Origin of the sequence: Streptomyces sp. NPDC006476 (assembly GCF_040612015.1) — a bacterium.
Lineage (GTDB): Bacteria > Actinomycetota > Actinomycetes > Streptomycetales > Streptomycetaceae > Streptomyces > Streptomyces griseorubiginosus_B.
Genome location: NZ_JBEXPK010000099.1, coordinates 1 through 25,157 on the forward strand (window position 1 = coordinate 1; position 25,157 = coordinate 25,157).

24 protein-coding genes and 1 pseudogene are annotated in these 25,157 nt (G+C 66.0%); 6 read left to right on the forward strand and 19 right to left on the reverse strand.

The features are described 5' to 3' along the window. The coding region (locus tag ABZZ74_RS47290) for a transposase (RefSeq protein ID WP_356950309.1) at window positions 1-1,329 on the forward strand (1,329 nt) is incomplete at its 5' end. 92 nt (window positions 1,330-1,421) lie between these two features. Then, window positions 1,422-1,622, forward strand: coding sequence for a hypothetical protein (locus ABZZ74_RS47295; protein ID WP_356950310.1), 201 nt, complete (start codon window positions 1,422-1,424; stop codon window positions 1,620-1,622). A 121-nt stretch (window positions 1,623-1,743) separates the two neighbouring features. Here ABZZ74_RS47295 and ABZZ74_RS47300 read toward each other — a convergent pair whose 3' ends face one another. From ABZZ74_RS47300 to ABZZ74_RS47365, 14 genes are all read right to left on the reverse strand, one after another. After that, window positions 1,744-2,766, reverse strand: a complete 1,023-nt coding sequence (locus ABZZ74_RS47300; RefSeq protein WP_356950311.1) for a 3-oxoacyl-[acyl-carrier-protein] synthase III C-terminal domain-containing protein — start codon at window positions 2,764-2,766, stop codon at window positions 1,744-1,746. 66 nt (window positions 2,767-2,832) lie between these two features. Continuing rightward, window positions 2,833-4,230 (reverse strand): MATE family efflux transporter, encoded by a 1,398-nt coding sequence (locus ABZZ74_RS47305; protein ID WP_356950312.1) that lies wholly within the window; start codon window positions 4,228-4,230, stop codon window positions 2,833-2,835. A gap of 44 nt (window positions 4,231-4,274) precedes the next feature. Next, complete coding sequence (mpaD, locus tag ABZZ74_RS47310) at window positions 4,275-5,528, reverse strand: daptide-type RiPP biosynthesis aminotransferase (RefSeq protein WP_356950313.1); 1,254 nt, start codon at window positions 5,526-5,528, stop codon at window positions 4,275-4,277. A gap of 39 nt (window positions 5,529-5,567) precedes the next feature. After that, window positions 5,568-6,323: an SDR family oxidoreductase gene (locus ABZZ74_RS47315; RefSeq protein ID WP_356950314.1), complete on the reverse strand. Its 756-nt coding sequence runs from the start codon at window positions 6,321-6,323 to the stop codon at window positions 5,568-5,570. Further along, the gene (locus ABZZ74_RS47320) at window positions 6,320-7,516 is read right to left on the reverse strand and encodes a PQQ-binding-like beta-propeller repeat protein (protein WP_356950315.1); all 1,197 of its coding nucleotides are present in this window, start codon (window positions 7,514-7,516) and stop codon (window positions 6,320-6,322) included. Before ABZZ74_RS47320 ends, ABZZ74_RS47315 begins: the two co-directional genes overlap by 4 nt. A 35-nt stretch (window positions 7,517-7,551) precedes the next feature. Continuing rightward, complete coding sequence (locus ABZZ74_RS47325; RefSeq protein WP_356950316.1) at window positions 7,552-8,787, reverse strand: hypothetical protein; 1,236 nt, start codon at window positions 8,785-8,787, stop codon at window positions 7,552-7,554. Continuing rightward, window positions 8,787-9,500, reverse strand: a complete 714-nt coding sequence (locus ABZZ74_RS47330) for a pentapeptide repeat-containing protein (RefSeq protein ID WP_356950317.1) — start codon at window positions 9,498-9,500, stop codon at window positions 8,787-8,789. The genes ABZZ74_RS47325 and ABZZ74_RS47330 overlap by 1 nt, the downstream gene beginning before the upstream one ends. Window positions 9,501-9,549: 49 nt before the next feature. Continuing rightward, window positions 9,550-10,197 carry a DUF6445 family protein gene (locus tag ABZZ74_RS47335; protein WP_356950318.1) on the reverse strand — a complete coding sequence of 216 codons (648 nt, stop codon included), beginning with the start codon at window positions 10,195-10,197 and terminating at the stop codon, window positions 9,550-9,552. After that, window positions 10,187-10,690: a hypothetical protein gene (locus ABZZ74_RS47340; protein WP_356950319.1), complete on the reverse strand. Its 504-nt coding sequence runs from the start codon at window positions 10,688-10,690 to the stop codon at window positions 10,187-10,189. Before ABZZ74_RS47340 ends, ABZZ74_RS47335 begins: the two co-directional genes overlap by 11 nt. Continuing rightward, the gene (locus tag ABZZ74_RS47345) at window positions 10,683-11,342 is read right to left on the reverse strand and encodes an O-methyltransferase (RefSeq protein WP_356950320.1); all 660 of its coding nucleotides are present in this window, start codon (window positions 11,340-11,342) and stop codon (window positions 10,683-10,685) included. Before ABZZ74_RS47345 ends, ABZZ74_RS47340 begins: the two co-directional genes overlap by 8 nt. Then, on the reverse strand, window positions 11,339-13,105 hold the full coding sequence (locus tag ABZZ74_RS47350; RefSeq protein WP_356950321.1) for a M3 family metallopeptidase: 1,767 nt from the start codon (window positions 13,103-13,105) through the stop codon (window positions 11,339-11,341). The genes ABZZ74_RS47345 and ABZZ74_RS47350 overlap by 4 nt, the downstream gene beginning before the upstream one ends. A gap of 117 nt (window positions 13,106-13,222) precedes the next feature. Beyond that, window positions 13,223-13,390: a hypothetical protein gene (locus ABZZ74_RS47355; protein ID WP_356950322.1), complete on the reverse strand. Its 168-nt coding sequence runs from the start codon at window positions 13,388-13,390 to the stop codon at window positions 13,223-13,225. Window positions 13,391-13,802: 412 nt separating this feature from the next. Further along, complete coding sequence (locus ABZZ74_RS47360; RefSeq protein ID WP_356950323.1) at window positions 13,803-14,549, reverse strand: class I SAM-dependent methyltransferase; 747 nt, start codon at window positions 14,547-14,549, stop codon at window positions 13,803-13,805. A 6-nt stretch (window positions 14,550-14,555) separates the two neighbouring features. After that, on the reverse strand, window positions 14,556-16,400 hold the full coding sequence (locus ABZZ74_RS47365) for an amino acid adenylation domain-containing protein (RefSeq protein ID WP_356950324.1): 1,845 nt from the start codon (window positions 16,398-16,400) through the stop codon (window positions 14,556-14,558). A gap of 913 nt (window positions 16,401-17,313) precedes the next feature. Between ABZZ74_RS47365 and ABZZ74_RS47370 the strand changes: the two are divergent. Then, window positions 17,314-17,529, forward strand: a pseudogene (locus tag ABZZ74_RS47370) (DUF6207 family protein). A 141-nt stretch (window positions 17,530-17,670) separates the two neighbouring features. Here the strand turns inward: ABZZ74_RS47370 and ABZZ74_RS47375 are convergent. Next, window positions 17,671-18,246, reverse strand: coding sequence for an RNaseH domain-containing protein (locus ABZZ74_RS47375; RefSeq protein ID WP_356950325.1), 576 nt, complete (start codon window positions 18,244-18,246; stop codon window positions 17,671-17,673). A gap of 10 nt (window positions 18,247-18,256) precedes the next feature. Here ABZZ74_RS47375 and ABZZ74_RS47380 point away from each other — a divergent pair, with 10 nt between their 5' ends. The 3 genes from ABZZ74_RS47380 to ABZZ74_RS47390 are packed head-to-tail and all read left to right on the forward strand — an operon-like array spanning window position 18,257 to window position 20,762. Beyond that, a complete protein-coding gene (locus ABZZ74_RS47380; protein ID WP_356950326.1) occupies window positions 18,257-19,327 on the forward strand; it encodes an acyltransferase domain-containing protein in 1,071 nt (356 codons plus the stop codon). After that, window positions 19,309-20,367, forward strand: coding sequence for a condensation domain-containing protein (locus ABZZ74_RS47385; RefSeq protein ID WP_356950327.1), 1,059 nt, complete (start codon window positions 19,309-19,311; stop codon window positions 20,365-20,367). The genes ABZZ74_RS47380 and ABZZ74_RS47385 overlap by 19 nt, the downstream gene beginning before the upstream one ends. 56 nt (window positions 20,368-20,423) lie before the next feature. Beyond that, window positions 20,424-20,762: a transposase gene (locus ABZZ74_RS47390; RefSeq protein ID WP_356950328.1), complete on the forward strand. Its 339-nt coding sequence runs from the start codon at window positions 20,424-20,426 to the stop codon at window positions 20,760-20,762. Window positions 20,763-20,797: 35 nt separating this feature from the next. Here the strand turns inward: ABZZ74_RS47390 and ABZZ74_RS47395 are convergent, their stop codons facing one another. The 4 genes from ABZZ74_RS47395 to ABZZ74_RS47410 form a co-directional block, all read right to left on the reverse strand. Continuing rightward, entirely contained in the window at window positions 20,798-22,348 is a 1,551-nt protein-coding gene (locus ABZZ74_RS47395; protein WP_356950329.1) for an alpha/beta hydrolase, read from the reverse strand. A 247-nt stretch (window positions 22,349-22,595) separates the two neighbouring features. Beyond that, entirely contained in the window at window positions 22,596-22,796 is a 201-nt protein-coding gene (locus ABZZ74_RS47400; RefSeq protein WP_356950330.1) for a hypothetical protein, read from the reverse strand. Between the two features lie 584 nt (window positions 22,797-23,380). Next, on the reverse strand, window positions 23,381-24,136 hold the full coding sequence (locus tag ABZZ74_RS47405; protein WP_356950331.1) for a transposase: 756 nt from the start codon (window positions 24,134-24,136) through the stop codon (window positions 23,381-23,383). A 151-nt stretch (window positions 24,137-24,287) separates the two neighbouring features. Then, window positions 24,288-24,764 carry a nuclear transport factor 2 family protein gene (locus ABZZ74_RS47410; RefSeq protein WP_356950332.1) on the reverse strand — a complete coding sequence of 159 codons (477 nt, stop codon included), beginning with the start codon at window positions 24,762-24,764 and terminating at the stop codon, window positions 24,288-24,290. Between the last annotated feature and the right edge of the window lie 393 nt (window positions 24,765-25,157).

Genomic DNA, 25,157 nt, shown 5'->3' on the forward strand with positions numbered 1-25,157 from the left:
TTCAGGGCCCGGCTGGCCGAACAGGACGGCGCCGCCGACCGGCTGCTGCAGATGATGCTGGACCGGCTGAGGCAGGCCGGCCTGCTCAGGGCCGGGGGCCGGCAACGTACGGATGCCACCCATGTGCTGGCCGCGGTGCGGACCCTCAGCCGTCTGGAACTGGACGGCGAGACGCTGCGCGCGGCGCTGGAGGAGCTGGCCGAGGCCGCACCCGCCTGGCTGTCGCCGCTGATCGAGCCGGAGTGGGCCAAGCGGTACGGGCGCCGGGTGGAGATCGGCAAGCTGCCGGGCGGGAAGGCGGCCGTGACCGCACGGGCCGAGGAGTTCGGCCAAGACGGCCAGAAGATCCTCACCGCGGCCTGGGCCGCCGGCGCCCCACCCCGCCTGCGGCTGCTGCCACAGGTGGAGATCCTCCGCCGGGTCTGGGTCCACCACTACTACTGGGATGCGGAGGGATTACTGCGCTGGCGGGACGGCCATGCCCTGCCGCCCGCCTCGCTGCGGTTCGACTCCCCCTACGACACCGACGCGCACTACTGCGTCAAACGGGACACCGCATGGAGCGGATACCGGACGCATGTCACGGAGACCTGCGACGAAGAACGCCCCGAGCTGGTGGTCCATGTCGCCACCACCATCTCCGCCGTCCAGGACATCGAGCTGACCGACACCATCCACGACGAGCTCGCCGAGCGGCAGTTGCTGCCCGCTGAGCATGTCGTCGGTTCCGGCTACGTCTCCCCGGCACGCATCGAGCGGGCGCGGCGGGTGCACGGCGTCACTCTGCTCGGCCCGGTCGTCGCCGACCACAGCAGCCAGGCCAAGGCTGCATCGGGCTTCGGCAAGGCGGTCTTCACCATCGACTGGGACAACGAGCGGGCGATCTGCCCACGTGGGGCCGCGAGCGTGTCCTGGACCGAGTTGCGGATGAAGGGGAACACCTATCTGCAGGCCCGGTTCGCCGAGGCGGACTGCCGGTCCTGCCCGGACCGGACACGGTGCACGTCCTCCGCGACCCGGCCCCGCTCAGTAGCAGTGCTGCCCCGGCCGCTGCATGAGATCCAGACGCAAAACCGGCTCGACCAGCAGAGCGAGCAATGGCAGCGCCGTTACGCGATCCGCGCCGGTATCGAGGCCACCCTCTCCCAGAACGTCCGGGCCCACGGGCTGCGGCGGTCCCGCTACCGCGGTCTGGCCCGCACCCACGTCCAGCACGTCCTCACCGCGATGGCCTGCAACGTCGCCCGAATCGCCGACTGGATCGACACCACACCCAGAACACGACGCCGGGCCACCCACTTCCGCACACTGTGCTCAGCCACCGCATGACCTGCCCAACATCACCAACAGAGTCACGGCATTGGCCCTAGCCACCAGCCGAGGCAGCGGGCGGCGTCCAGGGTGATGGCCTGGTGAAGAGGGTGCCCGTAGACGCGGGCGAAGGCGGTGATGCGTCGTTGGTCGGACTCGCCCGGTTCGATCGCGATCACCTGTACCGCGACATGATCGGCTCCTGCCTCGACATGGGCCTGGAGCTGTTGACGATGATGTCCAGGTCGCCCCAGAACACGAGGTCGTCGACGATGCGGTCGCTGCCGGAGGCGATCTGCTCCTGCGAGTAGCCCAGCCAGCGGAACTTCGCGACGTTGTACGGCCCGCGGCGATGTCACTCCGTGCGCGTCCGACCGTTCTTGAGCACCCGTAATAGTCGCTGTAGGGAATTTCCACCTTGAACACCAGGCGTTATACCTGGATCAGGGTGCAGAACCAGTGCAGGCCGGAGGACATGCCGGCCAATGCCACGTTGTCGCCTGGCGTGAACGTTCCGCGGTCGGTGTAAATGTCGAGACACACCAAAGGGTCCAGGCCACCGAAGTGGCCGAGTTTCGCGGCGAGGGCGGCGTTGGTCCTATCGAGAGGAACACCCAGCACGTCTGCGACACGGCGAAGGGTGACCTGGTTGGAGTGCAGAAGGATGACCTTGGTCAGATCCGAGCGTTCCATGCCGGCTCGTTTGCAGGCACCGTCGACAGCGTCGGCGATGCGTGCGTCGGTCATCCTGGCGTACTCGGCGAAGGGTTGTGCTGCTCCCTCGAAGAAGTCGAAGATGGCTCTGGCCGGGTCGATGCCCCGGTTACTCCGCCCTGGTGGGGGAGTGGGGGCGGCCCTGCCGCCGTACTCCAGCCGGAAGAAGTCGGCGTAAGCGGGGTCGGTCAGCTGCTCGCTGGCCAGCCACCGCAGGGACGTGTGGCCTCGTCGCAGTACTACGGCGACGGCGCCGTCGCTGTCGGCGTTGGTGCCGTTGCCTAGACGGTTGACGTGCTCTTCACAGATCAACTCGGCCGACACCAGCAGAACGGTCTGCAGCTCGCTGCGGATGGAGAAGAGACCGGCGATGTATTCGAAGGCCTGGACTGCGGAAAGGCAGCCCTGGGCGAGGGACAGAGTCGGAACGTCCCGCAGGCCCAGATCACGGGCGACCGCCGCGGAGAGGTCCCATTGGAGGTATTCGGGCACGTTACTGCTCACGACCACCAGGTAATCGACCTGGGAGAGGTGTAGTCCTGCCTTGTCCAGCGCGGTGCGCGCAGCTGCGACGCCGAATGCGGTCGTTGTCGTGCCGGCAGGTGCTTTGTGGACGGTGCGGAAGCCCATGGTGGCCACGACGTGCGGGTTCGCACCGTGGTTGCGTGCTTCCTCCGCAACGTCGCGGGGCTCGCCAAGGACGCTTGCCAGCGCTGCGATTCCGAAGTCCACCACTGCCATGGCCTCATGCCTTCCGAGTCGGTTCCGTCGATGGGATGGCCTTCTACGCAGGCGGCAGACCTCCGGTCATACGCGGCCTGTGGCCAGCGTCTGGGGCACCTGTCGCGGCCAATGGTCCCGATAGAGGGCTCGAGCGAGCAGAATGACGATCAGGGTCGCGGAGGCCGCGCCACTCAGGGCGATAGCCCAGAACGCGGACCTCCAGATGAACACGGACACCCATGCCAGAGGGATGGTGAGCCCGTAGGTCGCCGCGGTCGAGACCGCCGACAGCAACGTGCCGCGCTGATGCACCGTGAGGATCGCGGTATAGGTGGCCTCAAGGACGTAAAGCGGGATCGTCAGCATGAAGGCCAGCAGCATCATGACCGCGAGGCGTACGTCGAGATCCTTCGTCCCGCCGAAGAGCTGTACCAGCCAGGGTGAAAGAGCAATGGTCAGCACGGTGGCTGCAGCGGTCGGGACGGCTGTGTAGGCCAGCAGACGTCGGCCGTAGGAGCGTAGTTGGCCAGGGGATGTCTCTTTACCGACCTGGTAGCTGTAGAAGACGGTTGTGCCGGCCACGCAGGCCTGGGGCACGCGGCAGAACATCGTGTAGATCTTTGCGCCCACAGATGCGGCCGCCAGGACTCCAGAGCCCAGCGAGCCGATGAAGATGAAGGGGATGATTGCTGCCATGTAGTCATTCAGATGGCGGATTCCGACGCCATGCGACACCCAGACCATCGACCGGAACTCCGTCACGACCGGTTTCCACGCCGTTTTGCTGAGGAGGCCCTCACGGCGCTGGAACTGGCGCACGAAAGCCAGGGTCCCGTACACGGCCATCAGCGTGTAGACGATCACCGTAGCAAGGGCGACGGCCTGTGCAGGAGAGGAAAAGACCGTGGAGGCGCCGGTGTAGAGGAAGAGGTAATCGAGGAGCGCGTTGCCGGCGAAGCCGAACACCAGGATCTTCAGCGAGAGGTTCTTCATGTTGCAGATCCGGAGGGCTTCAGCAGCTGCCGCCCACATGACCGCGACGAGGATGCCGAAGAGCCGGACGGAAATGTAGTCCACGGCGAGCGGGATCAAGTCGGCGTCCTGCCGGGCCAGGTGGAGCAACCAGCTCATCGAGAGGGCGACCCCGACGGCCACCGCCTGGAACACCAAACTGCACAGCACAAGCGCCCCCGCCAGCACCGGCAGCCGCTGGGATGCGGAGTGTTCCCCTTCCGCGATTGCCAGTCGGCTTGCAAACACGTGCACCAGCCCGGTGGTGTAAGCCGTCAGTCCCATGACGATCAGGTCCGCGAGCCCCACTGCGGCGACGTAGTCGACCCCTAACGGTGCGATCATGGCTAAGTCGACGGCGCCGAAGCCCACTTGTACCGATGTTGCCAGGAGGATGACGACGGCAAAGCCGGAGAAATTACGTCGTGTCAGCTCGGTGTGCTGGTCTTCTCTTGTGGTGTCCGCACTCATATGGAGAAAGATCCTAAGGTGTTTGCCCCGTCCCGGCAGCCGTCTTAGCGGAGATAGCGCTTGATGCCAGCCCGAATGGCCGAGAACAACAAGCTCGTGTCCTCCGGTGAGTAGATCAGTGCTGGCAGGATTTGGACGCAGCTCGGGCCTGGGTGGACGATCGCGCCCTCCTCGCGGACAGCGGTGACGAGATCAGCGACTTCGGTTTCGGTGAGTTCCTTCCCATCGGCCCGGCGGACCATGATGGCCCGCAGGCAGCCGCGTCCGGAAGCCGACGTGACCTCGGGCAATTCGGCTACCAGCGCGGCCAGTTCGGCGTCGAGACGCTCGGACAGACGGGAGTTGAGTGCTGCGGCGTCAAGGCGGCGCATCTCCTCAAGGGTGGCCAGGATCGCGGCCGCCGCGACCGGGGTGCCCGCCTGCGTCTCGCCATGGACCAGTACCGCTTCTGAGTGGATGAAAGCGTCGGCTACGGAGTGAGAGACGATCACTGCGGAGCTGGCCGTGGTGCCGTTGGTCAGACCCTTGGAGGTGACCAGGATGTCGGGCGGCTCGGGCCAGGCCTGACTGGCGAAGAAGGGGCCCACGCGCCAGAACCCGGTCGTCACCTCGTCGGCGACCAGCAGGAATCCGTGTTCTCTGCGCAGCCGCAGGAGAGCCGATACGTAGGCATCGGTCAGTTCGAGTGCGGGAGTGCCGATGACGGGCTCCACTACGACGGCTGCGATCCGGCCGCGATGCCGCTCCAACAGGAGCTGTAGTTCCTCCGGCTCGTTGGGCGGGACGTGCGTGACCAACCGGCGGTCGATGCCGTACACCCGGTTGCCCAGGTCGCCGCTGGTCAGCGCAGCGGCGCCGAACGTCAGCCCGTGCCAGCCGCCTTCCAACCCGACGACTGCTTTACGGTCATGCTCCCCGCGAAGCGCGAAATAGTGCCGTACCAGCTTTATCGTCAGGTCGTTCGCGGCACCACCGGAGGTCGAGAAGATGACCCGGCCGAAGTGCTCGGGTCCGGCCACAGCGATGAGCGCGTCAGCGGCCCGTCGCGCGTAGGCGTTCTCGTACCGGTAGGTACTCAGATACGACGCGTCCAGCAGTGCCTGGTGGACGGCGCCTGCTATCGCATCGTTGCCGTACCCCAGGATGCAGTTCCATAGGCCGCTGGTCCCGCACAGGATCTCTCGGCCATCACTGAAAGTGATCCGAACGCCTCGTGCCGACTCCGTGCAATAGGTGTTGTCGCCCTGCCGGGCCACAGGCATCATCAAAGGCCAGAGCGAGGTGACTTCATGCGTCATAGGTCTCTCCGTCGAGAGTCGTACGTCAGGTGGGGTAGATCAGATGAGGGAACCCGCCGAACCACCGTCGAGGCGGCACACCGTGCCGTTGGCGGCGGGCCCTAGCCCGGCGAGGTACTCCACACTGCGGTAGCAGGACTCGAAGTCGATGAGACGGTCAATGACGTAGGACGGGTTCGACCTGCGCAGATAGGTGCGCGTGACGTCGTCGACAGACAACCCGTGCCGCTGGGACACCTTCTCGAAGTCCTCCAGCTTCTTCGGGTCGGGCAACGGACCGAGGACGAGCGTGGCGACGCTCACCGGGGCCGAACGGAAGGCGTCGGCGAGCGACGTCGTCAGTACCCGCAGCGCCGCCTTGGTTGCTGCATACGGGGCGGAGTTCTTGTTGGCGTGGTAAATCGCGTCAGAGTTGATCACCACACAGGAGCAGAACCGGTCCGCGGGCTGGGCAGAGAGCAGCTGGTGCAGCAGCTGGTAGGGCACGAGCGTGTTCACCCTGAACATGGCCTCCAGCTCGTCGAGCTCCGGCAGCGGGTTGCCCTGGACGGAGCCGTACGTCACCGCATTGTGAACGATGAGGTCATAGCCGCCGGCCCCCGCCTCCGCCATGAACCGGGGCACCTCGCTTGCCTTCGACAGATCGAGCCGGACGTAGTCGAAAGTATCGGCTTGCGGCACCTCGTCGACCGGGCGACGCCCTGTGCCCACCACCTGCCAACCGTTCGCGGCCAGATTGCTGGCCAGATGGGTGCCGAGGCTGCGGCTGGCCCCAATCACCAGTGCCTGTTTCATACGTGCTTCCCCTCGGTCTCGGCCGGCCGGAACCGGAAGTGGTACAGCATTCCCGAGTACGACCCGCAGTACATGCTTCCGTCGTGCCCCGCGACGGGTGTGACGTCCATCGCCGGATCGTGGTCGGTCAGCCCCAAGACCTGGCTGGTCTCCCACAGGAACTGGCCGTCCTCACGGCGCAGACCGACGGCGTTGCCCCGGATCGTGACTGCGGTGAAGTTGCCGTCGGGCAGCACGGTGAACGACGTGTACTCGCGCGCGCCGTATCCCGGAGCGGTCCACACGATGGCCCGGCGCTCGACATCAATGCCATACGCCGTGCCGTCCTGGGTGCCTGCCACCAGGAACCGTCCCGAGACGGCCGGGCTCGCCACCACCTTTCCGCCCAGTTTCAGCTCGCCGCGCAGTGCGCCAGATACGGCGTCGAGGAAGAGACACCGGCCGTCGACGGAGCAGACCGCAACCTCGGTGCGGCCGGGCAGGACCGCGGGCGACGCCCTGATGGCGTGGCCGACTTCATGCCGCCACCGCTGTTTTCCGTCTGCGCCCATGCACAGCACATGCTCCGCGCAAGCGATGACGGCGGTGCCGGCCGGGGTCGTGACAGGGCTCGCATACGGGTCACGGTGCGCCGCAGATCCATGGCCGACATGCCATGGACGGGGCAGCTCGCGTGCAAAGAGCTGTCTGCCGGTGGCGAGGTCGATGCCGAGGCAGTGGCTCTCGAAAGCCGCGATGACCAGCAGGTCGGCTCCCGGCACGATGGTTGGCGTCGCATAGATGCGCACGTCGGTCTGCGCTTGCCAGACCAGCCGTCCGCGCAGGTCCAGGCAGACAACCTGCCCTTCAGTCGTCGCAACGACCACGCGACGGCGAGAGCGATCGGCCACGAGGGAGGCGTAGATGGGGCCACCGAGACGGATCTCCCAGTACGTCTTACTCAAAGACCGGTCGTAGAGCCGAACCCGCCCGTCGAACGTGCCGACCACTACACCAACCCCGGGTAAGGCCACGGGCGAGGCACAGACGGGAACGGGGAGGCCCATTCCTTTGTGGTCACTGTAGTGCAGCAGCCGGGCGTACCCGCTGACAGCAGGCTCCGTCGCCCACCGGAACACGGACGGATGGGCGCCTTCCAGGGGGAGGACCGTCTTGAGCGGATCGTGCCGAAAGGCCGGCGCCGGGGGCGCCATGAGGTCCTTGTTGGACGGTGCGTGCGCGGGCCGGGTCATGGTGTGGTCCGGACGCCGTCGAGCCGCTCCAAGGCCCGGGTAAAGACTCCCAGGGACGGATGCGACAGGCGCCGCGCGCAGTCCAGGCCCTGGGTGAGTACCTCGGCGTTTTTCGGAACCAGGGCGGCAAGGTGCTCATAGCGCGTGAGGGCGGCCTGCGGTCTGTCGGCCTTTTCCCAGCATGTCGCCGCCTGCAGGAGGTGGTGTCCCACATACGGCGGTCCGCTCGCTACTGCTCTGTCATACAGCTCTGCGGCCTGCCGCAGATGACCGAAACGCAAGTGGACCTCGGCCAGTTCGCCGTAGCTGATCGACCAGGCCGGGTCGAGGTCGATGAGCGCCTGCCCTGCCGCGACCGCCGCGTCGAAATCCTTTGTGACGTACGTGTGTTCCTTGAGTGAGGACTCGTAATACGTCTTGATCAGGTTCAACTCGTACGCCTGCGGACTGCGCTTTACGCTCTTCTCTGCGGCGGCCCAGGCGGATTCCATGTAGGAGCGGGTTTTGTCGGGCATTCCCCGTGCTGCGGGTAGCATCGCCAGTCCTCGGTACCAAGCCGAGACGGTGGAGGCATCGTGCATCTCGGCCCGGCCGGCGAGTGCGTTGCCGACCTTCACGCTCCAGGTGAAGTCGTCCTCCGTGACATCTTTGCGTTTCAGGTACCACACCACGGCCTGGGTGCACGCGTCGAGAGCACGGCCGGTTGGTACGTCGCCGGAGCCGATCGCGTCGCGCATCGTGGCGAACGCCGCCGCTGAACTGGCACCGCCCTCGCGGCGGTTGGCAAGGATGAATGCCAGCCAGGCCGCCTCGAAACGCTCCCTGTTGCTCCGTGCGAGCTGCGTCGCCTCGTTCAGCACAGTATCGGCGAGGTCGAGGCGGGTCACGCTGGTCAGAGCCGATGCAAGGTTCAGGCGTTCGACGAAGGACAGGTCTGTACGGTTGTCCACCGCGTCACCAAGGCGTCGCATCGCCTGGGTCGGCCGATGCCGGAGCCTAGCGAGATCGTCATAGGGCACCCCCTCGAGGACCGCCGTCTCCTGCAGGACGGCATCTTCGAAGACCTGTGTGAACCGGTAGCCGAACCGCGTCCAGTCGGAGTCCTGGAAAGATTCCACGCAGGAACGGGAGAAGATGTCGGCCCGTTGCTTCCCGCTCTCGGTGTACTCCAGCCCGAGCAGGGTCGTATGGAAGGCGTTGCGGTTGAACTCCACAGACTGGTATGCCGTCATCAGGAACGTCCCCTCCCATGCGCTGCTTGGCTTGTCGCATCCCCAGCCGCCGTACCTACCCGCCGGCCTTCCAGATTGCTGGCCCGTTCGAGTTCGACTCCCTCCAGGAACGTCTGGGAGATGTCGACTTCCCAGAAGTAGGAGTCAGCGACATCCGCACCACGTAACGAGGCGCGCACGCAGACCGCCCGCTGCAGGTCGGTGTGCTTTAAAAAGGCCCTTCTGAGATCGGCCTCGGTCAGATCCGCCTCCAGCAGACTCGCCCGGTACAGGTCGGCACCCGAGAGATCGGCGCCGACCAGGGCGGCTCCGGAGAGATCGGCCTTGGAAAGATCGGCGCCGCGCAGGTCCGTCTCGCTCAGATCAGCACCCGCCAGCTGTGCCCCGACCAGGCGGGCCCCCCGCAGGTCAGCGTGCGAGAGGTCAGCCTTCGCGCCCGCCGTTCTCAGCAGCTGCCAGCCGTCGATGGCCCACAAATCACGCCGGTCTCCGCGGTGGACGCCGCGGACGAACAGCAGCAGTTGCAAGCCGTGGCCCGCCGCCGCCAGGTCGGAGGCGGTTCGGTGGACGCGTCCGGCGTCGATTTCGGCGGCGGCGTGAGCCTCGAGATTGAGGGAGCACGCCGCCACGGGATCGATCGCGATGAGCCCGCAGTCCTCGGTAGCGGGTTCACCGGTGCACTCTGTTGCCACGAGGTCCAGCAGCGGTCGCATGTCAGACTCCAGCCGGTTGTCCGGCCCCAACGCCGCCTGGCGGCGTCCACTACCGGTCCGCGAGGGCATACGCGATCCGGCCCGGCCGGGGGGTCTCGTTAAAGAAGAAGTTGTGCGTGAGCCGTGAGCTGTCCAGACCGTCGCCCTGGCCAGCGAGCGGCGCATGATAAAACTCGCAGCCCCTGAAAAGGATCAATCGGTTGTAGACCGGTGCGATCGTCGTCGTCAGCTCCCACTTCGACAGATCCTGGTCATCGGGGGCGATCACCTTCTGCTCGAATTCGTAGGCATCGGTGAACCCCAGAGCCCGGGCCTCCCGGTCGGTGGGCGGCCGCTCCACTCCCGTCGCCTTGTGCTTGAAGAAGCCGGTTCCCGCGGCCAAGTCGGCGTTCGGTGTCAGATAGACCATGGCCGCCCAGTCGATGTTCACATCGGCGTGAACACGGGTGTGGCGGCCGGAATCACCGGTGATGAACCGGAAGCCGCCCCAGGTGAACCGGGAGCGGTCGACCTGAATCCGTGCACCGATCAGGGTCTCAAAGGTCCGTCTGATCGCCTCATTTTCGATGTTGAGGCGGGTCTGGTAGCCGGGATAGCGCGTGGATGCGATGTCGGCGTACTCAGACTGAAGGACCCGCTCGCGAATGACGTCAGGCTTCGGATAGAAGCCATCGACGATGATCACTCTACTGCGCACGGGCTTGTCCTTCCTGCCCCGGACGGACGTCGAAGCGGAGGTCATGATGTAGCCAGGCATCGGCGGGAAGGCGGCCGAACCCTGCTGTCGCCTGCAGGCCCAGGGCAGCCGGCCGATAGAGCACCAGCCGGTTATGGCGCACCGGGATGAAAGCTGTCGGGACTGAGGACACCGACCGGTCACGGGCGTCGGACACTTGCCAGAACGACACTCCAGAGCCCGGCGGCTCGGCGGTCGAGAGGAAAGCGAGAGCCACCCAGTCGGCTTCGTCGTGCTGCGGCCCGACATCAGCGGGCACGTCCTGGCCGCGAATGACGAAGCGGCCCGCGTCCGGCCGCAGACGGAGCCGCTCAGCCGTCATGCCGAGCAACTCGTGGATCCGGGCGACGGCGCCCGGATCCACGTAGGGCTGCCCGTCCTCCCGCAGCGCGCGGGAGCGCACCGTCTCAGGGCGTACGTAAAAGCCGTCGACGACCTCGAACGTCTTACGCATTCCGCTGCCAGTCCTTGTAGCTGACCAGAAGCCCGTGCGTGCTGCCCACGAAGGCGGAAAACAGCCGATTGCTGCGTGCCACCGCTCCCACGTACGTGGTGATGGCCTTTGTTTCCCGGCTCGGATCGGCCCCATCCTCGGACTCACCGCTGAAATCACCGCCGGGTGCGACGTCGTCGGCGACCAAGAGGCCTCCGCTGCGCAGGAGCGGGAAGCACAGCTTCAGATAGAGCGGATACGACTTCTTGTCCGCATCGATGAACACCATGTCGACGCTCTCGGGCTCCAGTGTGGCGAGGTATTCGGACGCGTCCGCCGTCACAGCCTCCACCCGGTCGCCCACCCCGGCTTCGTTGAGGTACTTCCGGCACAACGCGGTAGCCTGCGGGTCATTGTCGATGGTGACCAGCCTCCCACCCGGAGGAAGTCCCCGGGCGATGTGTATCGCGGAGTAGCCGAAGAGGGTGCCCACCTCCACCACCAGCCGCGGCTGGTGCAGCATGGTCAACATCTGCAGCATGCGGGCGCCGTTGTCGTCGATCTGAATGGCGGGCAGATCACGCGAGAGCAGCGCGTCCCGCAACACACTGTCCAAGGCCGCGTCTCGGGGGCCGAGCATCGACCGGATATAGCTCGCAGGACTGTCGGTCATCCCGGCTGCCTCCCGAGGACGTCGTCGTAGAACGCGAAAATCGAGCGGATGTCGGGCTTGCTGCTCGATACGTCGAAGTCGAAGCACGCGGTGAACGTGCTGTCGAAATCAGCGGGGTTGAGATCCGTGAGGTGACGGTCCAGCACCGGCCCGAACCATGACGCAGCAACCGCTGCACTGCGCGTGTACGCGAAGGTGGCTCCCGGATTGGCATTGATCATCGGCCACGCGAAGTAGACCGGGAAGTCCCCGAGGGAACAGTAGCGAGAGATACCGAAACGCTCGTCGAGACCATGGAACGCCTCCCGGAGACCACCTGCCTGGGAGCCGTGCACAGCCAGGTCCAGGGCCGAGGTGACCGCACGGTCGACATGGGTGCGCCGGTATTCGAGGATCTTGACTTTCTGGCAGAACCTCATGCCGGCCCGTTCTTCGGCGGAGAGCCGGAGGTGGTCGAGGAAGTCAGGGTGATAGACCCATTTCTCGGTCCACATGCTGAGGTCTTCGATCCGCTCGAGGGGTAAGTAGTCCAGACCGGACAGGGTAGGAAGGCGCTTGCGGATCAAAATGTGGTTGACCGCGTGCCCAAATTCATGGAACAGACTGTGGACGTTCTGGAAGGTGATGAGGTCCCGGCCGTCCGGCCACCGGTGGAAGCGGCAGGAAATGTAGGCGATGGGGAGCTGGACGATGTTCTCCCAGTCGACCCGGTTACGAATCCCGCTGGTTGTGTTGGCGGCCCGTTTCCGCCCCGAGTCCCACAGGTCGAAGTTGATGTATCCAATGGGCTCGTCATCCCTGGACGCAACCACGGTCACAACATGCGGACTCGCGTCCGGGATTTGCCGCATCGTCAGTCCGAAGACGCGCTCGGCGACCTGGTAAAGGAAATCCAGGCAGGCACGGAGGTCGAACAGCGGGACCGACACCTCACCCTGGAGACGGCGGACGTAGTGTCCAAAGTGGTCCGTGGGAGAGCCGACATCACCGATCAGCCCGCATATGTCGCGCTCCAGCGAGACGTGCTCTTCGATGGCGGCAGCCAGGTAGGAGTCGGCCATGGCACGGGCATCCTCATCCGCGATGTCGCAGCGCTGAAGAGTCTCGGCCAGCACGGTGGGGAAACCCTTGCGCCGGCTCGTCTCCCGCCGGACTGCGATCATCCGGTCAATCGTCTCCACCAGGGAGCCGAGCCGTTTGTCCCGCAGCGTGGTCATGGCGTCGCTGAGCTTGGACCGGCGTGCCGCGTCAGGAGTGGTGCTGATGAGTGTGTAGGCGATGGTGTCCGCTGTTCCCGCGTCCACACGGGCGCCGAGACGCTCAAGAAGCGCGAGCTGGTCAGCCTGACCGCGCTGCACGAGCTCCTTGGCCTGCTCGCGCAGTTGCTCCAGCTGCTGCGCGCTCGCTGGATCCGCTGCCCGCTTGGCGCCGAGGTGCTCGACATAGGCGCGGCGGCACTCCTCAAGATCCGCATCCCTGCACGTCAGGCGGCGGCACATGGTTAGCAGCTTCTCGTCGAGAGCATCGTCTCTGAAGAATGCGTCGCGATACGGCAGAAGCGGCCGGTAATCGACCCACTGCTCGTTGGACTCCAGATAGAGGAAAACATAGGCGACGTTGTCGTAGATGGCGACCAGCTCGACGAAAGAGGGCTCCGTGAGCGTGCCCTTTGAAAGAATTGCTTCGAGACGATCTTTCGCACTGCTGAGGATCTTCTGCGTCTCCAGGAGGCTGGCCTGGTCCAGGCCGGTGATGGCGTCCACTTCCATTCCTCGGTTCCTCCTCCGACCGGCAGCCACCGGAAGCGCGCCTGCTTACGAACGCCATGCTGGCAAGGGCGCCGGCCCCTACCAGCATGAACACTTACGCTCTTGCGACCCTCAGACCGTGGTGTCCTCGGTCGCGTTCAGGATCGCGTCCAGTTCCGCGTCCAGCTCGGTGTCGAACAGGGCGCTGACACCGGCCGAGTTCGCCTCCGCCTCGAAGAAGAGCTCGGCCGACACCGAGGGGAAGAACGCGGGCTTCTTCGCGAGGGAATACGAATCCATGTTGAACCCCAATCTCTCTGGGACGGCAGTGCCACAAGGGTCAGACCGGTGGCCAACCCCTGTCGCGGCCGTCACTCCTGTCTTTCCCGTCACCTGAAGTGGGACCTCTCCACCGTAAGTTGATCGAGAAATCGATGCGTCCTGCCATTTGGTCAATCGCCAAGTGGCCAGAAGATACGTCAGGGATGACGCGGCAGGTCCGGACCGGGCGGATGCCGCAAGAGCGCCCGCGGGATCAAGTTCCTCGGGCTGGCGCTGCCGGAAAGGCAGGCTCACCGGCAACGTTGTCGTCCTCCGGCAGGCGCGAGTCGTCACTTCGCGGTGCCCCACTCGGGTCGTGGGCGGGGCCGACCAGCCCGTGTCATACCGGCCAGTCGTGTTCCGCCCCGGCGCCGGAACAGGTGTCCTGTAATCAGCCGGTGCCCTCAGCCGGCCCCGGCCGTCGGGCGAGGAACACGAACTCCCGGCCGGGCCGGTCCGTTGCATCGCGCACCTTCTCGACCACGTAACCCTGGGCGACCAGGTCCTCCATGACCTCCTCCCGCTCACGGAAGCGCAACGTCGATTGCGAGGTCAGCCTCTGCTGGTCGGCGACGAACACATAGGTCCGCCGGAATGTCACCAACGGCAGCCGCACATCGACCAGGTCAACCCAGCTCTCGATCGCGCCGATGTGGGGAACCTGCGTCACACCGTGGGTGGCCTGGCGGTTCCACTCTTGCCAGGCCCGTCTGGCCGGATCACGGGTCTCGAACACCAGATGCCCCCCCGGGCGCAGGGCCGCGTAGGCGCCCTCCAGTGTCTGGTGCCAAACCTGTGGATCGACGATGGCTTGCGCCACGTTCGCGGTCATGGTCGCGAGATCGACGCACAGCGACGGAAGGGCCGTGGCATCCCCGTGGACCCACCGCACCCTCTCGCTGCCGGGTTTGCCCCTGGCCACCACAATGGATGCCTCTGCGGGATCGACTGCAATCACCTCGACTCCGACGCTGGCCAGCATGAGGGCGAAAACGCCGGTTCCGCAGCCGATGTCCAGTACGCGCCGTGCCCGAAGCTCCTCTGCCATGCTGATGTAGGCGTCGAGATCGCCGCGTCCGGGGTCGAGTGAGTCGTAGATCGCGGCGAGGCGCGGGTGCCTGAAACACTCGTCAGCCACACCGCGTCACGCCCCCTCTGCGGAGGTGGGCCGACGCTCAAGATATCGTGCCAGTTCCGCGACCGTGGGTGCCTCGTAAATCGTCTGGGTCCGGACGGGAAAGCCGAGCACCGCCCGAATACGATCTGCGTAGCTCACCACGAGCAGCGAATACCCGCCCAGGGCGAAGAAGTCGTCATCGACGCCGACGCCGACGTCGCCGAGGCCGAGGACCTCAGCGATGAGTGCGCACAAGGCCCGCTCCAGCGGTGTGCCCGGCGGCCGTCCCCTCCGGCCAGCAGCGTACGGTGCGGGCAAGGCTTGCCGATCAAGCTTCCCATTGGGTGTGAGAGGAACCCGGTCCAGGACGACAATATGGGCCGGAACCATGTGTTCGGGTAGCCGCTGGACGAGGAATTGCCGAATTGCCGCCCCATCGGGGCAGGCGCCCGGGTTCGCGGTGACGTAGGCAGTCAGCCGGGCTGTGCCTGGCGTGTCCTCACGGAGGATTACCACGGCTTGCCCGATATCCGGGTGCTGAGTAAGAACCCCTTCGATTTCGGCGGGTTCAATTCGGAATCCGCGGACCTTCAGCTGGTGATCGACACGTCCGTGGAACAGCAGGCATCCCGCTTCGTCCACACTGGCCAGATCACCCGTGCGGTACATGCGCATCCCCGCTGATCCGTAGACATCGGGCACGAACCGCTCCGCCGTCAGCGCCGGCTGCCCCAGGTAACCGCAGGCCAGCTGAACCCCCGACAGGTACAGTTCACCAACCACTCTCGGGGCAACCGCCTGCAGAGAGTCGTCCAGAACGTAAGCGCGCGTGTTCCACACGGGCCGACCGATCGGCACGCTGGAGAACTGCGCGCCCCGGGTGCACTGCCAGTAGGTCACATCGACGGACGCCTCCGTCGGGCCGTAGAGGTTATGCAGGTCCGCGTCGAGGGTGTCGAGGCAGAGGTTCGCGAGATCGGCTGGCAGGGCCTCGCCGCTGGAGATGATGCATCGCAGACTGGAGCAGTCCGAAACCCCCGGTTCTTGCAGAAAAGCCCGGAGCATGGAAGGGACGAAATGCACCGTCGTCACCCTCTCGTCACGGATCAGCTGTATCAAGTAGGAGGGATCTTTGTGTCCCTCCGGCCGAGCGACGACCATCGTGGCTCCCGTGATCAGCGGCCAGAAGAACTCCCACACGGACACGTCAAAACTCGCGGGTGTCTTCTGTAGGACCCGATCGTCAGGAAATAACTGGTACTCAGCCTGCATCCACAGCAGACGGTTGACGATTCCCCTATGGCGAATGACGACACCCTTCGGTCGTCCGGTGGAGCCGGACGTGTAGATCACATAGGCGGGATGATCCGGAAGGAGAGGGACGGTACGGTCAGCCTCGCCGGGGGACGCTGTCTGCTGCATGCCTAACCGAGCGGCGGTAAGGCCGTCGTCCAGAACGGTGCACTGACGACGGCCGCGCACCAGTCGAGCCGTGCTTTGCATTGCCAGCACCAGCCGTGGCGCCGCGTCGTCCAGTAACAGATTGATGCGCTCCTCGGGGTAGCCGGGATCGACAGGCACATAGGCAGCCCCGGCCTTTAAGACGGCAAGCAGCGCTACGACCAGCTCCACCGAACGCGGGATCATGACCGCGACCCGGTCCTCGGGCCCGATTCCTTGCCCGATCAATAGACGGGCCAGTCGGTTGGCTTGAACGTTCAGCTCCGCGTAGTCGACCTTGCGCCCATCAAAGATCACAGCAATTCGGTCCGGTGTGGCACGGGCCTGCGTCTCGTACAGCTCCGGCAAGGTGACGGACGGGAGGACCCGGCTCTCGCCGTCCAGAATTGCGACTCGCTGTGCACGGTGCACGTCGTCTCCCCAAGATCGTAGGACCCTCTGTCCTGTTTGCGAGTGGTTCAAAATGCCGCGGCAGCATCGGGAGGGCGGTCCCCGTAGTCCCTACCCCATCAGAGCAGGGCATCTACGGAAGCAAGAGGAGTGGGGCGGGGAGGCAACCTTCTCCGACCTGAGGTTGCAGGTCACGCCCCGCTTCGGGGGAGATGAACGGGCGTTTCGCGCGAATTGTGCGATCTCTCCTCGCGTGTCCTCCAGCGCACGTCCACCGCTGCTGTTGAACGCTTCCTCACTCCCTTGGGTGCGGATCCTCCCGGGCTTCCAACTCCTCGAACAACGAGCCCATCAAGGATCGCCTCCTTCACCGCCCACGGTAGAGAGGGACCCAGCCGAGCACACCCCGATCAGCACCGACCCACCGGCCACGCTTCCCTTCAGAATCGGGTGTGGGTGGAGGAGCTTGAAGAGCAACTGGCCGAGGCAACGGGCCGGTTGGAAGAGGCTCGGGAGAATCTGGATCGGTTTCGGATCGCTCGGGAGACGGTGTCCGAGGTGATGACCGAGATATCGGCGCGTGCATCTGTCGCGGTGGATGCGGAGCCGGAGCCCGTTGGGGCGGAAGGGGCTGAGGGTCGCCTCTCGGCGCCACGCTCCATGGGGATTCAGCCGTACGATCGTCCCCATGGGCGGAAGGTGAGGCCCGGGGACAATGTCCCATCTGCAGCCACATCCACGAGAACGGCGAACTGCCCTTACCTGTTCCCTTGTTGGTGCCGCCCGGCATGTGAACTGCGGCATGCCGCTGTCGAGCTGCCCCGGCGCAGGGACGGAAGCGGGGGAGCGGCTACTCGGTCGAGTGATGTTGCTGGTGCAGCGGAACTCTGCCTTCTGTCCTGGCGTGGTGCCGTATATGAACCCGATCAATGAAATGCATGTGCAGGAGCCTGGGTTGGTCGTCGTCGACGTCGCGGCCGCCGACGCTGCAACGGCACTCGCCCTCCAGACCGCTCTTGCCGCATAGTGGGCGACGGCCACAGCAGATCATGTGACTCACGATCCCGGCCAGCCCGGCGTGCGGCTGCGCTGCTACCTGGATATGCGTCAGCCGCACGGCTCATCGGCACACCCGCGAGAAGGCCGGTAAGGCCGACTCAATGCGCGCCGCCGGCTCGCAGCAGACGCCGGCGCAGCTGACCCGTCCGCAGTCCCGCACGGCCGGTCGAACCGGTCCTGCCGCGGTCGCTGCCGCCACCGGTGGCCGCGCGGATGCATCGCTTCCGGTGGGTCATCCGGTCGTGTCGTCGCTGTCCCAGTCGACGGTGCGCCGGTATTCGGGGTGGTTTTTGTCCATCTGGATGGCGGCGTGGATGGGCAGGGGGTGTCGGGTTCGGTGTTCCCAGGCCAGGGCGTGGTTGCACAGCCGCGCTGCGGTCAGAGCGTAGGGGAGGGCTTCGTCCTCGTCGGGGCACTGGATGACGGCGATCTCGGTGGCGGTGAGGTTGTGCCAGGTCTCGGCCTGCTGCTCCTGGTCGTCACACAGCCAACGCCCCTGGCTGCGACCGGACTTGGCCGAGGGGGTCTTGCCGTCCATCTGGTGGGGGCGGCGGCTCATGATGAACGTGGTGTTGGTGCCGTCGAGTTGGAACAGTGCGTTGCTGGTCTTGTCGCCGTCGCTCTCGTTGCCGTGCTCGTCGATCTCGTGGAAGAGGGCGGGCAGGGGGATGCTGGGGGCGGCGCTGGAGGTGGTGCGGATGACGGCGCGCGGCCGGTGTTCGGGTGCAAGGGTGGCTCCGGGCAGGGCGGGCCTGCCGTTGATCAGGCCGTTGCTGTCGGGGACCTCCCGACTGCACGAGGTCGACATCCAGCAACCGGTGCTCTTCGCCCTCCAGGTCTCGCTGGCCCAGGTATGGACTGATCTGGGCATACGGCCTGCCGCGCTCGTCGGGCACAGCATCGGGGAGGTGGCCGCGGCCTGTGTGGGCGGCGCGCTGTCCCTGGAGGACGGAGCCCTTGTCGCCGCGGCCCGCTCCCACCTCATCCAGCACGAACTCGGTCCCGGTGCCATGACCGTCGTCGAACTGCCGGAAGAGGAGCTGCGGAACTGTCTCACCCGTTACGAGGGGTCCGCGTCCATCGCGGCGTTCAACAGCCCCACCAGCATCGCCGTCTCCGGCACGCCCGAGGCGGTCCGCGAGCTGGAGCAAGAACTGCGGCGTGCGGACGTACCGACGCGTTCCCTGCGGGTGGAGCGGGCTGGGCACTGTGTCCTCATGGACCCGATCCTCGAACCGCTGCGTGAGAGGCTCAAGGACATCACACCGCTCCCGTTCCGGGTGCCGTTGCACTCCACGGCGCTCGACGGCGTGGTGGACCCGGTAACCGATCCGGACTACTGGGTGCGCAACCTGCGCGAGCCCGTACGGTTCGCACCGACGATCGCCGCACTCGTCGACGGCGGAATCGACACGTTCATCGAACTCGGCCCGCACGGAACCTTGCGCGGTGTCGGGGAGGAGACGGCTGTGACCCGTGGCGTCCCGGTCCACGTGGTCAACTCGTTGCAGCGGGACGTCAGCGACACCCGCAGTCTGCTGTCGTCCGTCGCGACCCTCTACACGACCGGTGTGCCGCTGTCGCTCGGCACGCTGTACCCGAGTGGAGCGCGGCTGGTCGAGACGCCCCTCGTACGCTGGCAGAAGGACCGCTACTGGTTGGATACGAGCAAGGATCCCCAAGGCAGTACCCCTGCCACAGCCCCCACCGTACCCAGCGAGGCAGCAGCCGCACTCCCGGAGCCTCCGGCCGAGACGTCGGCGCACCGGGAACCGGAAGACATCGTTCTCGGTGAGATCGCCGAGATGCTCGGCGTGCCCCCGAGAAGTTCGGTCCCTCCACGCGTCTGCACGACTTCGGGCTGGACTCCATGCTGGCCATCCGGCTGAGCAATAGGCTTCAGGCGTTGTTCGGACATCGGGTGTCGCCGGCGGAGTTCCTCCGCGACCACACCGTCCCAGAGCTTCTGGCCCGGGTCGTCGGCATCTCCTCCCAGGCAGCGGTGACCGCGCCCGACCGCGTCGAGCCAGCCGTGGAAACCCGAGCGTCGCCTCTCGCAGACGGGTGGGCGGACGAGGACGCGCTGGACCTCCTGGAGGAACTGGCCGCGCGAGGGCTGCTCGCGCCCGGGGCAGACGAAGACACCGCCCCACCGCGTGAGCGCCTGCGGGTCGTGTTGGAGGAGCACCGGTCCTTCGAGCTGTACCCGACGTCGCACGGCCAGGCCGCGATCTGGTTCATGCAGCAGCTCTCGCCTGAGAACGTCGCATACAACCTCATGTTCGCCGCCCGCGTTGCCGCGAAGGTCGACGAGGAGGCGCTGGACCGGGCCGTACGAGCGACGGTGGAGCGCCACCCGGCGCTGCGCACCGTCTTCGTCGAAGGGGCCGGACGCCCGTACCAGCTGATCCTGTCCGCCGCGGAGTACGAGTTCCTCACCGTGGACGGCTCGGGGCTGGACGACGAGGAAGTGCACGACCTGCTGGTGACGTACGGCCACGAGCCGCTCGATCTCGAGCGGGGTCCCATCCTGCGTGTGGTGCTGGTCTCCCGCGGCGCCGAGGACAACTTCCTGCTCGTCGTCATTCACCATGTCGCCGCCGACGCGTCCTCGGTCGATGTCGTCGCGCGCGATCTGCGGGACTGCTATGCCCGGGCGCTCCACGGCGACCTGGGCACCCAGGCGGCGGTCGCTCGCTACACCGACTTCGTCGACTGGGAGCGCGCATGGCTCGAAAGGCCCGAGGCCGGCGAGGCTCTGCTCTGGTGGCGGAAGCAGCTGGCCGATCCTCCTGCGCACCTCGACCTTCCGGCAGCCTCAGCAGAGCTCGCGCCGGCCGCCGATCGGCTGCCCGAAACCAACCTCCGAGGCGTGTACATGACGTTCTGCTGGGATGCCGACGACACGCGCCGGCTCAAGGCGTACTGAGCCCGGACGGCATTCCGGAGCGTGAACAGTGCCGCGCCCACCGGGCCGCCCGCACCGTGGGCTTCCCCCCACGAGAGCTCCGTGACCTGCAACTCCGCGTCCGCGCCGAGCAGCAGACGCCTGAGTGGAAGACGCGTTACGCGGTCCGCTCCGGAGTGGAGAGCACGGTCAACGAGTTCGCCCACGGGCACGGTATGCGGCGCTGCCGCTACCGAGGACAGGGAAAGGTCCATGTCCAGCACGTGTTGACGGCCATCGCCGTCAACATCGAGCGCCTCGGCGGACTGTCACCGACTGAGGAAGCCCCCACACCCCGCCAGCCGACTGCCTTCCAGAACTACCTCGACCAGCGCGAGATCGCTCGCCTGAAGTCCTGGCGAACCCTGGGTAGTTGACTCCGCCGACACCAAGATCCCCGACAGAGTCAAGCTTACGTGCAGGACGTGTCACCACGCGGCAGTCCACCCGAGACAAAGAAGGCGTCCAAGGCGCCTATGGCGCAGGCATTCGGCTCAGGATGAACCAGCACTCCGTGGCCCCCTGCATCGACGTCGACCAAGACCGCATCGCCACCCATTGCCTGGCGCATGCCACGAGCGGTACTAAGTGGAGTGGCCGGGTCGCGTCGATTCTGCAGAATCAGTACATTGCGCTTTCCAATGGGTTTGACCTTCGGCTCCGGGCCGGTTGGTTGCGAGGCCCAGGCCGAACAGGGCGTGATGTTGGCCGGAGCACCCGCCGTGAGTGGGAACTTCGCCCGGTCGACAGCGGTGTTGTGAGCATAAGTCCTGATGTTGCGTGGCCAGGCCTTGTCCCCACAGCTGATCGCCCAGCCCGCTGAATAGAGATTGTCTTGCGGAACTCCCTGCATCGTGCCGCTGGCGACGAAGTCGTTGGTCAGTTCCGTGAGGAAGGTACGGTCGGCGTTGCTGGGATTTCCTGCTGCGACGCCGGCTGCGGCCTGCCACAGCCGGGCCAGCATGGGCACTGGCGACTCTTTCGTCGCGATCATGCTCGCGTCGTTGTACGAGAGCTGCCAGGTGAAGAACCGTATGAGATTGCCGTTGATCGGGGCTTTGGTGTCCGGCAGCGAGACGGGACGACGATCGAGCTCGGCCGCCAGGGCAAGGTAGTTTCGCCGCACGTCACTGGGCGTGCTGCCGAGGCCGACTGCGTCCTTGTGGGCGACCGCGAATCGGGCAAGATCGGGCCAGCGGTCCTCCATGGCTTCACTGAATGTGCGGAAGTCGTCGTAGCCGCGCTTGTTGGGGTCGACCGAACTGTCGAGCACCACTCGGTCGACATTCTCGGGAAACAGCGCTCGGTAGATCGAACCCAGGTAGGTGCCCCAGGAAATGCCGTAGTAGGAAACGGAGCGCTCTCCGAGCGCGCTGCGGATCCGGTCCATGTCCCTGGCGACGTTCGCAGTGGTCAAGTGCGGCAACAGTTCGGCTGAGTTGGCTGCGCACTGGTGGGCCATCCGCTTGGCGTATGCCACGTTGGCGTTGATCGAACCGTCCGCGCCTGGGAAGGACAGTACCTCCAGCTGCTCATCGCGGACGAGTTCATCGGCGTCCCGGCCGCAGTTCATCGGAGTGCTGTGACCGATGCCGCGAGGGTCGAAGGCGACCAGGTCGTAGCTGTCTCGCACTGCCTTAGGCAGGAGACTGCCCATCGCGGTAGGAACGTCCAGGCTGGAGCCGGGGCCACCGCCATTGAGCATCAGGACGCCCTTGCGCTTCTTCGGATCGGCTGCAGGGATCCGGGACACTTCGATCGTCATCCCTTGTCCCTCCGGATCCTTGTAGTCCAGCGGCACCTTGAGCCTGGCGCATTGCTGCGGGGCCGGGGCGTCCGTGGGGCACGCGCCCCACTTAAGCGTGGATGGATGCGTTGCTGTGGCCTCGGCCGACTGGATCATGATGGTTACAGCGCCGACACCGAGCGCGGCGGCGGCAACCAGGGCAGGCAGTGTGCGCACACGGTGGCTTCGGTGCCGACCGTTGCGAGGGGAATTGTTCGAATACACAGGTAGAGCATAAAAATCATGGACAGGACAAGCTAACCCCCTGGCTACCGGGATGTGGGACAGGCACCGGTATGGACAACAAAGCATCGTTGGTGTATCCGCCAGACCTGACCTGTTTGGGCCGCACCTCAACAATCTGCTGGACCTATGGCGAGGACTCCTCAGCTTGATTCTGTCGGGGATCTTGGAGTTGCCGAGGTCAGGTGCCCAGGGTTCGCCAGGACTTCGGCCGGGGCAGTTCGCGCTGGTCGAGGTAGTTCTGGAAGGCGGTCGGCTGGCGGGGCGGGGGTGCTTCCCAGGCCTGCGGCAGTCCGCTGAGGCGCTCGATGTTGTCGGCGATGGCGGTCAGGACGTGCTGGATGTGGGTCTTTCCCTGTCCTCGGTAGCGGCAGCGTCGCATGCCGTGTCCGTGGGCGAACTCGTTGACGGCAGCTCTTGGTGAACCTGGCCACGATCAGCGGGGCCGCGGTGGGTGAGGAGGTCGGGTAGGGGCCGTGCCAGCCCTGGCTGACCTGGCCCTGGGGGCAGGTGACCTGCTGGCGGTGGTAGTCGATGTGGAAGTCGTCCCGGGCGAAGCCCTCGTCTCGGCGGTGCTGGCGGGTGGGGTTGCTCTTCAGCGGACCGGAGACGGTGACCTGGTGTTCACGTGCGGCTTGTTCCAGGTGGGGCAGGGAGGTGTAGCCGGCGTCGACCAGGTGCTCGGCGGGCAGCAGCCCGCGGCGGGCCAGGCGGGTGTGGATGCCGGGCAGGACCTGGCTGTCGTGGGTGGTGGCCGCGGTGGTGGCCACGTCCGTGATCACGTTGGGGCCGTCGGGAGTGCAGGTCTCGGTCAGGTGGGCGGAGAACCCCTTCCAGCTGATGATGTGTCCGTGCCGTGCGTAGCGGGCCGAGGTGTCGTAGGGAGAGACGATCGTCCGGGACGAGGGCGGCAGCCCGGGCCCGCCTTCCGTCTCGGCGGTGCGCCAGCGCAGGTGTCCTGCGGCGTCACGGTGGTAGTTCTGCACCATGATCTGACGCAGGGCCTGGATGCGCGGGCCGGACGTGCGGTCTGCTCCGTGCTGGTAGAGGTGTTCCAGGAGCCGGACGGCGTCGTTTCCGGTGGCGAGGATACTGGTCTTGGGCTTGGTGGGGTTCTTGCCCAGGCGGACCGGCCGGCCGTAGCGGCGCCCCCCAGTCCTCATCGACCAGTTCGTCCAGCAGGTGAGGAGAGATACCGGCGACTTCTTCCAGTGCGGCGCGGACCGCCTCGGTGACCAGCTCCAGGCGGGTCAGGTCGCGCACCGCGGCCAGGACGTGGGTGGAGTCGGTGCGCTGCGTGGTGCGCTCGCGCACCAGGCCGGCCTCCTTCAGGCGGGCCAGTGCGAGGGCGAGGAGGCGGTCAGCACGGTCGCCTTCGGCGAGACGGTCGCGGAAGTCCGTCAGCACGCTGTGGTGGAAGCCAGGGTCGTCCAGCTCCATGGCCATGGCGTACTTGAAGTCGATGCGGCAGCGGACCGCCTCGGCGGCCTGCCTGTCCGACAGCCCGAGCAGGAACTGCAGCACACAGACGGTGGCCAGTTGAGCAGGCGAGAGCCCCGGACGCCCGTCACGCGGATACCAGTCGGCGAAGTCCTCGTCGCGCCACAGCCCGTCCAGCCGGTCCCGCACCCATATCGCTGCCGTGCCGCCCGGGTTGCTCGCCCGCGCGACCTGCGCAGTCAGAGGCGGGACGTGCTCACCGGAACGGGGACGGAGGGACAACGGGCACCTCGACAGCTGCATCGGTCATCGGAACTACCCGAGCATGCCCGGTGACCATGCTGCCGCACCGCGAAACTCCAAGATCCCCGACAGAATCAAGCTAAACCCCAGTAGTTGCTGCGGCCTTCCGCGCCGGGGATTGCGCTCCCCCTCAGGCTTGGGGTCGGCGCCCCTGCTCAGCGGCTTGGGCGAGGCTCGCCAGCTGTGGATTTTCCTGGTGGGTCACGGTGAGTTTGAATCGGCTGATGCGCCATCCCTTCGGCGTGCGGACAGCCTCGGTATCGTAGAAACCCACCACCAGCCAGCGGTCGGGTCCGTCACCGACGAGTTCCACCGGAAGCCAGTGCTCGGCACGCACGTGCGCATGAATCGTCGCACTGTCGCCGTCGATGGTGACGACGTGACCGGTGATCGCGTGGTGGGTCGCAGCGAAGGGCGCCAAGGTTGTGCGGAGGAGCTCGACGCAGTCCCGCAGCGAAGCAGTTACCGCCGGCACGCCGGTAACTGCTTCGAAATCCACCGTCAGTGGATCGGTGCAAATGCGACTGGGCAGGTGGGTGAATTCCTTCATATCCGCAATATCGGCATATCGGCTCAGCAGCTCGGCGAGTTCAATACGGTCGTTCATAACGTCCCTTTGGTTGACGGACTTTGTTGCGTGACCAGACGGGGATCACGGCTTTACCGTTGCACCGGGCGAAGGCGGCCGGGGCAGACCGGTCCGCTCGGTGATGAGGTGGATCTTCGACCCGAACTTGCCCCGGTCGACAGACATCCGATGCAGTTGATCTGTCAAGTCAGGTCGTGGGTCGGCGGTTGCGTCGTGCTGTGGTGATTCGTGTGAGGCCGCGGAGCGGGAAGGTCGATGAAGCGGTTTTCCTCCATGACTTGGTAGCCGGCTCGTGTACAGGTTCATTGAGTCTTTCTCGTGCGCCCAGCAGAACGGGAGGTGACACCGTGACGTAGCGGTGTTCTTGCTGTTCGGAAGCTCGTCGTCGCCTGCCGGTGGAAGTCCGGTCCG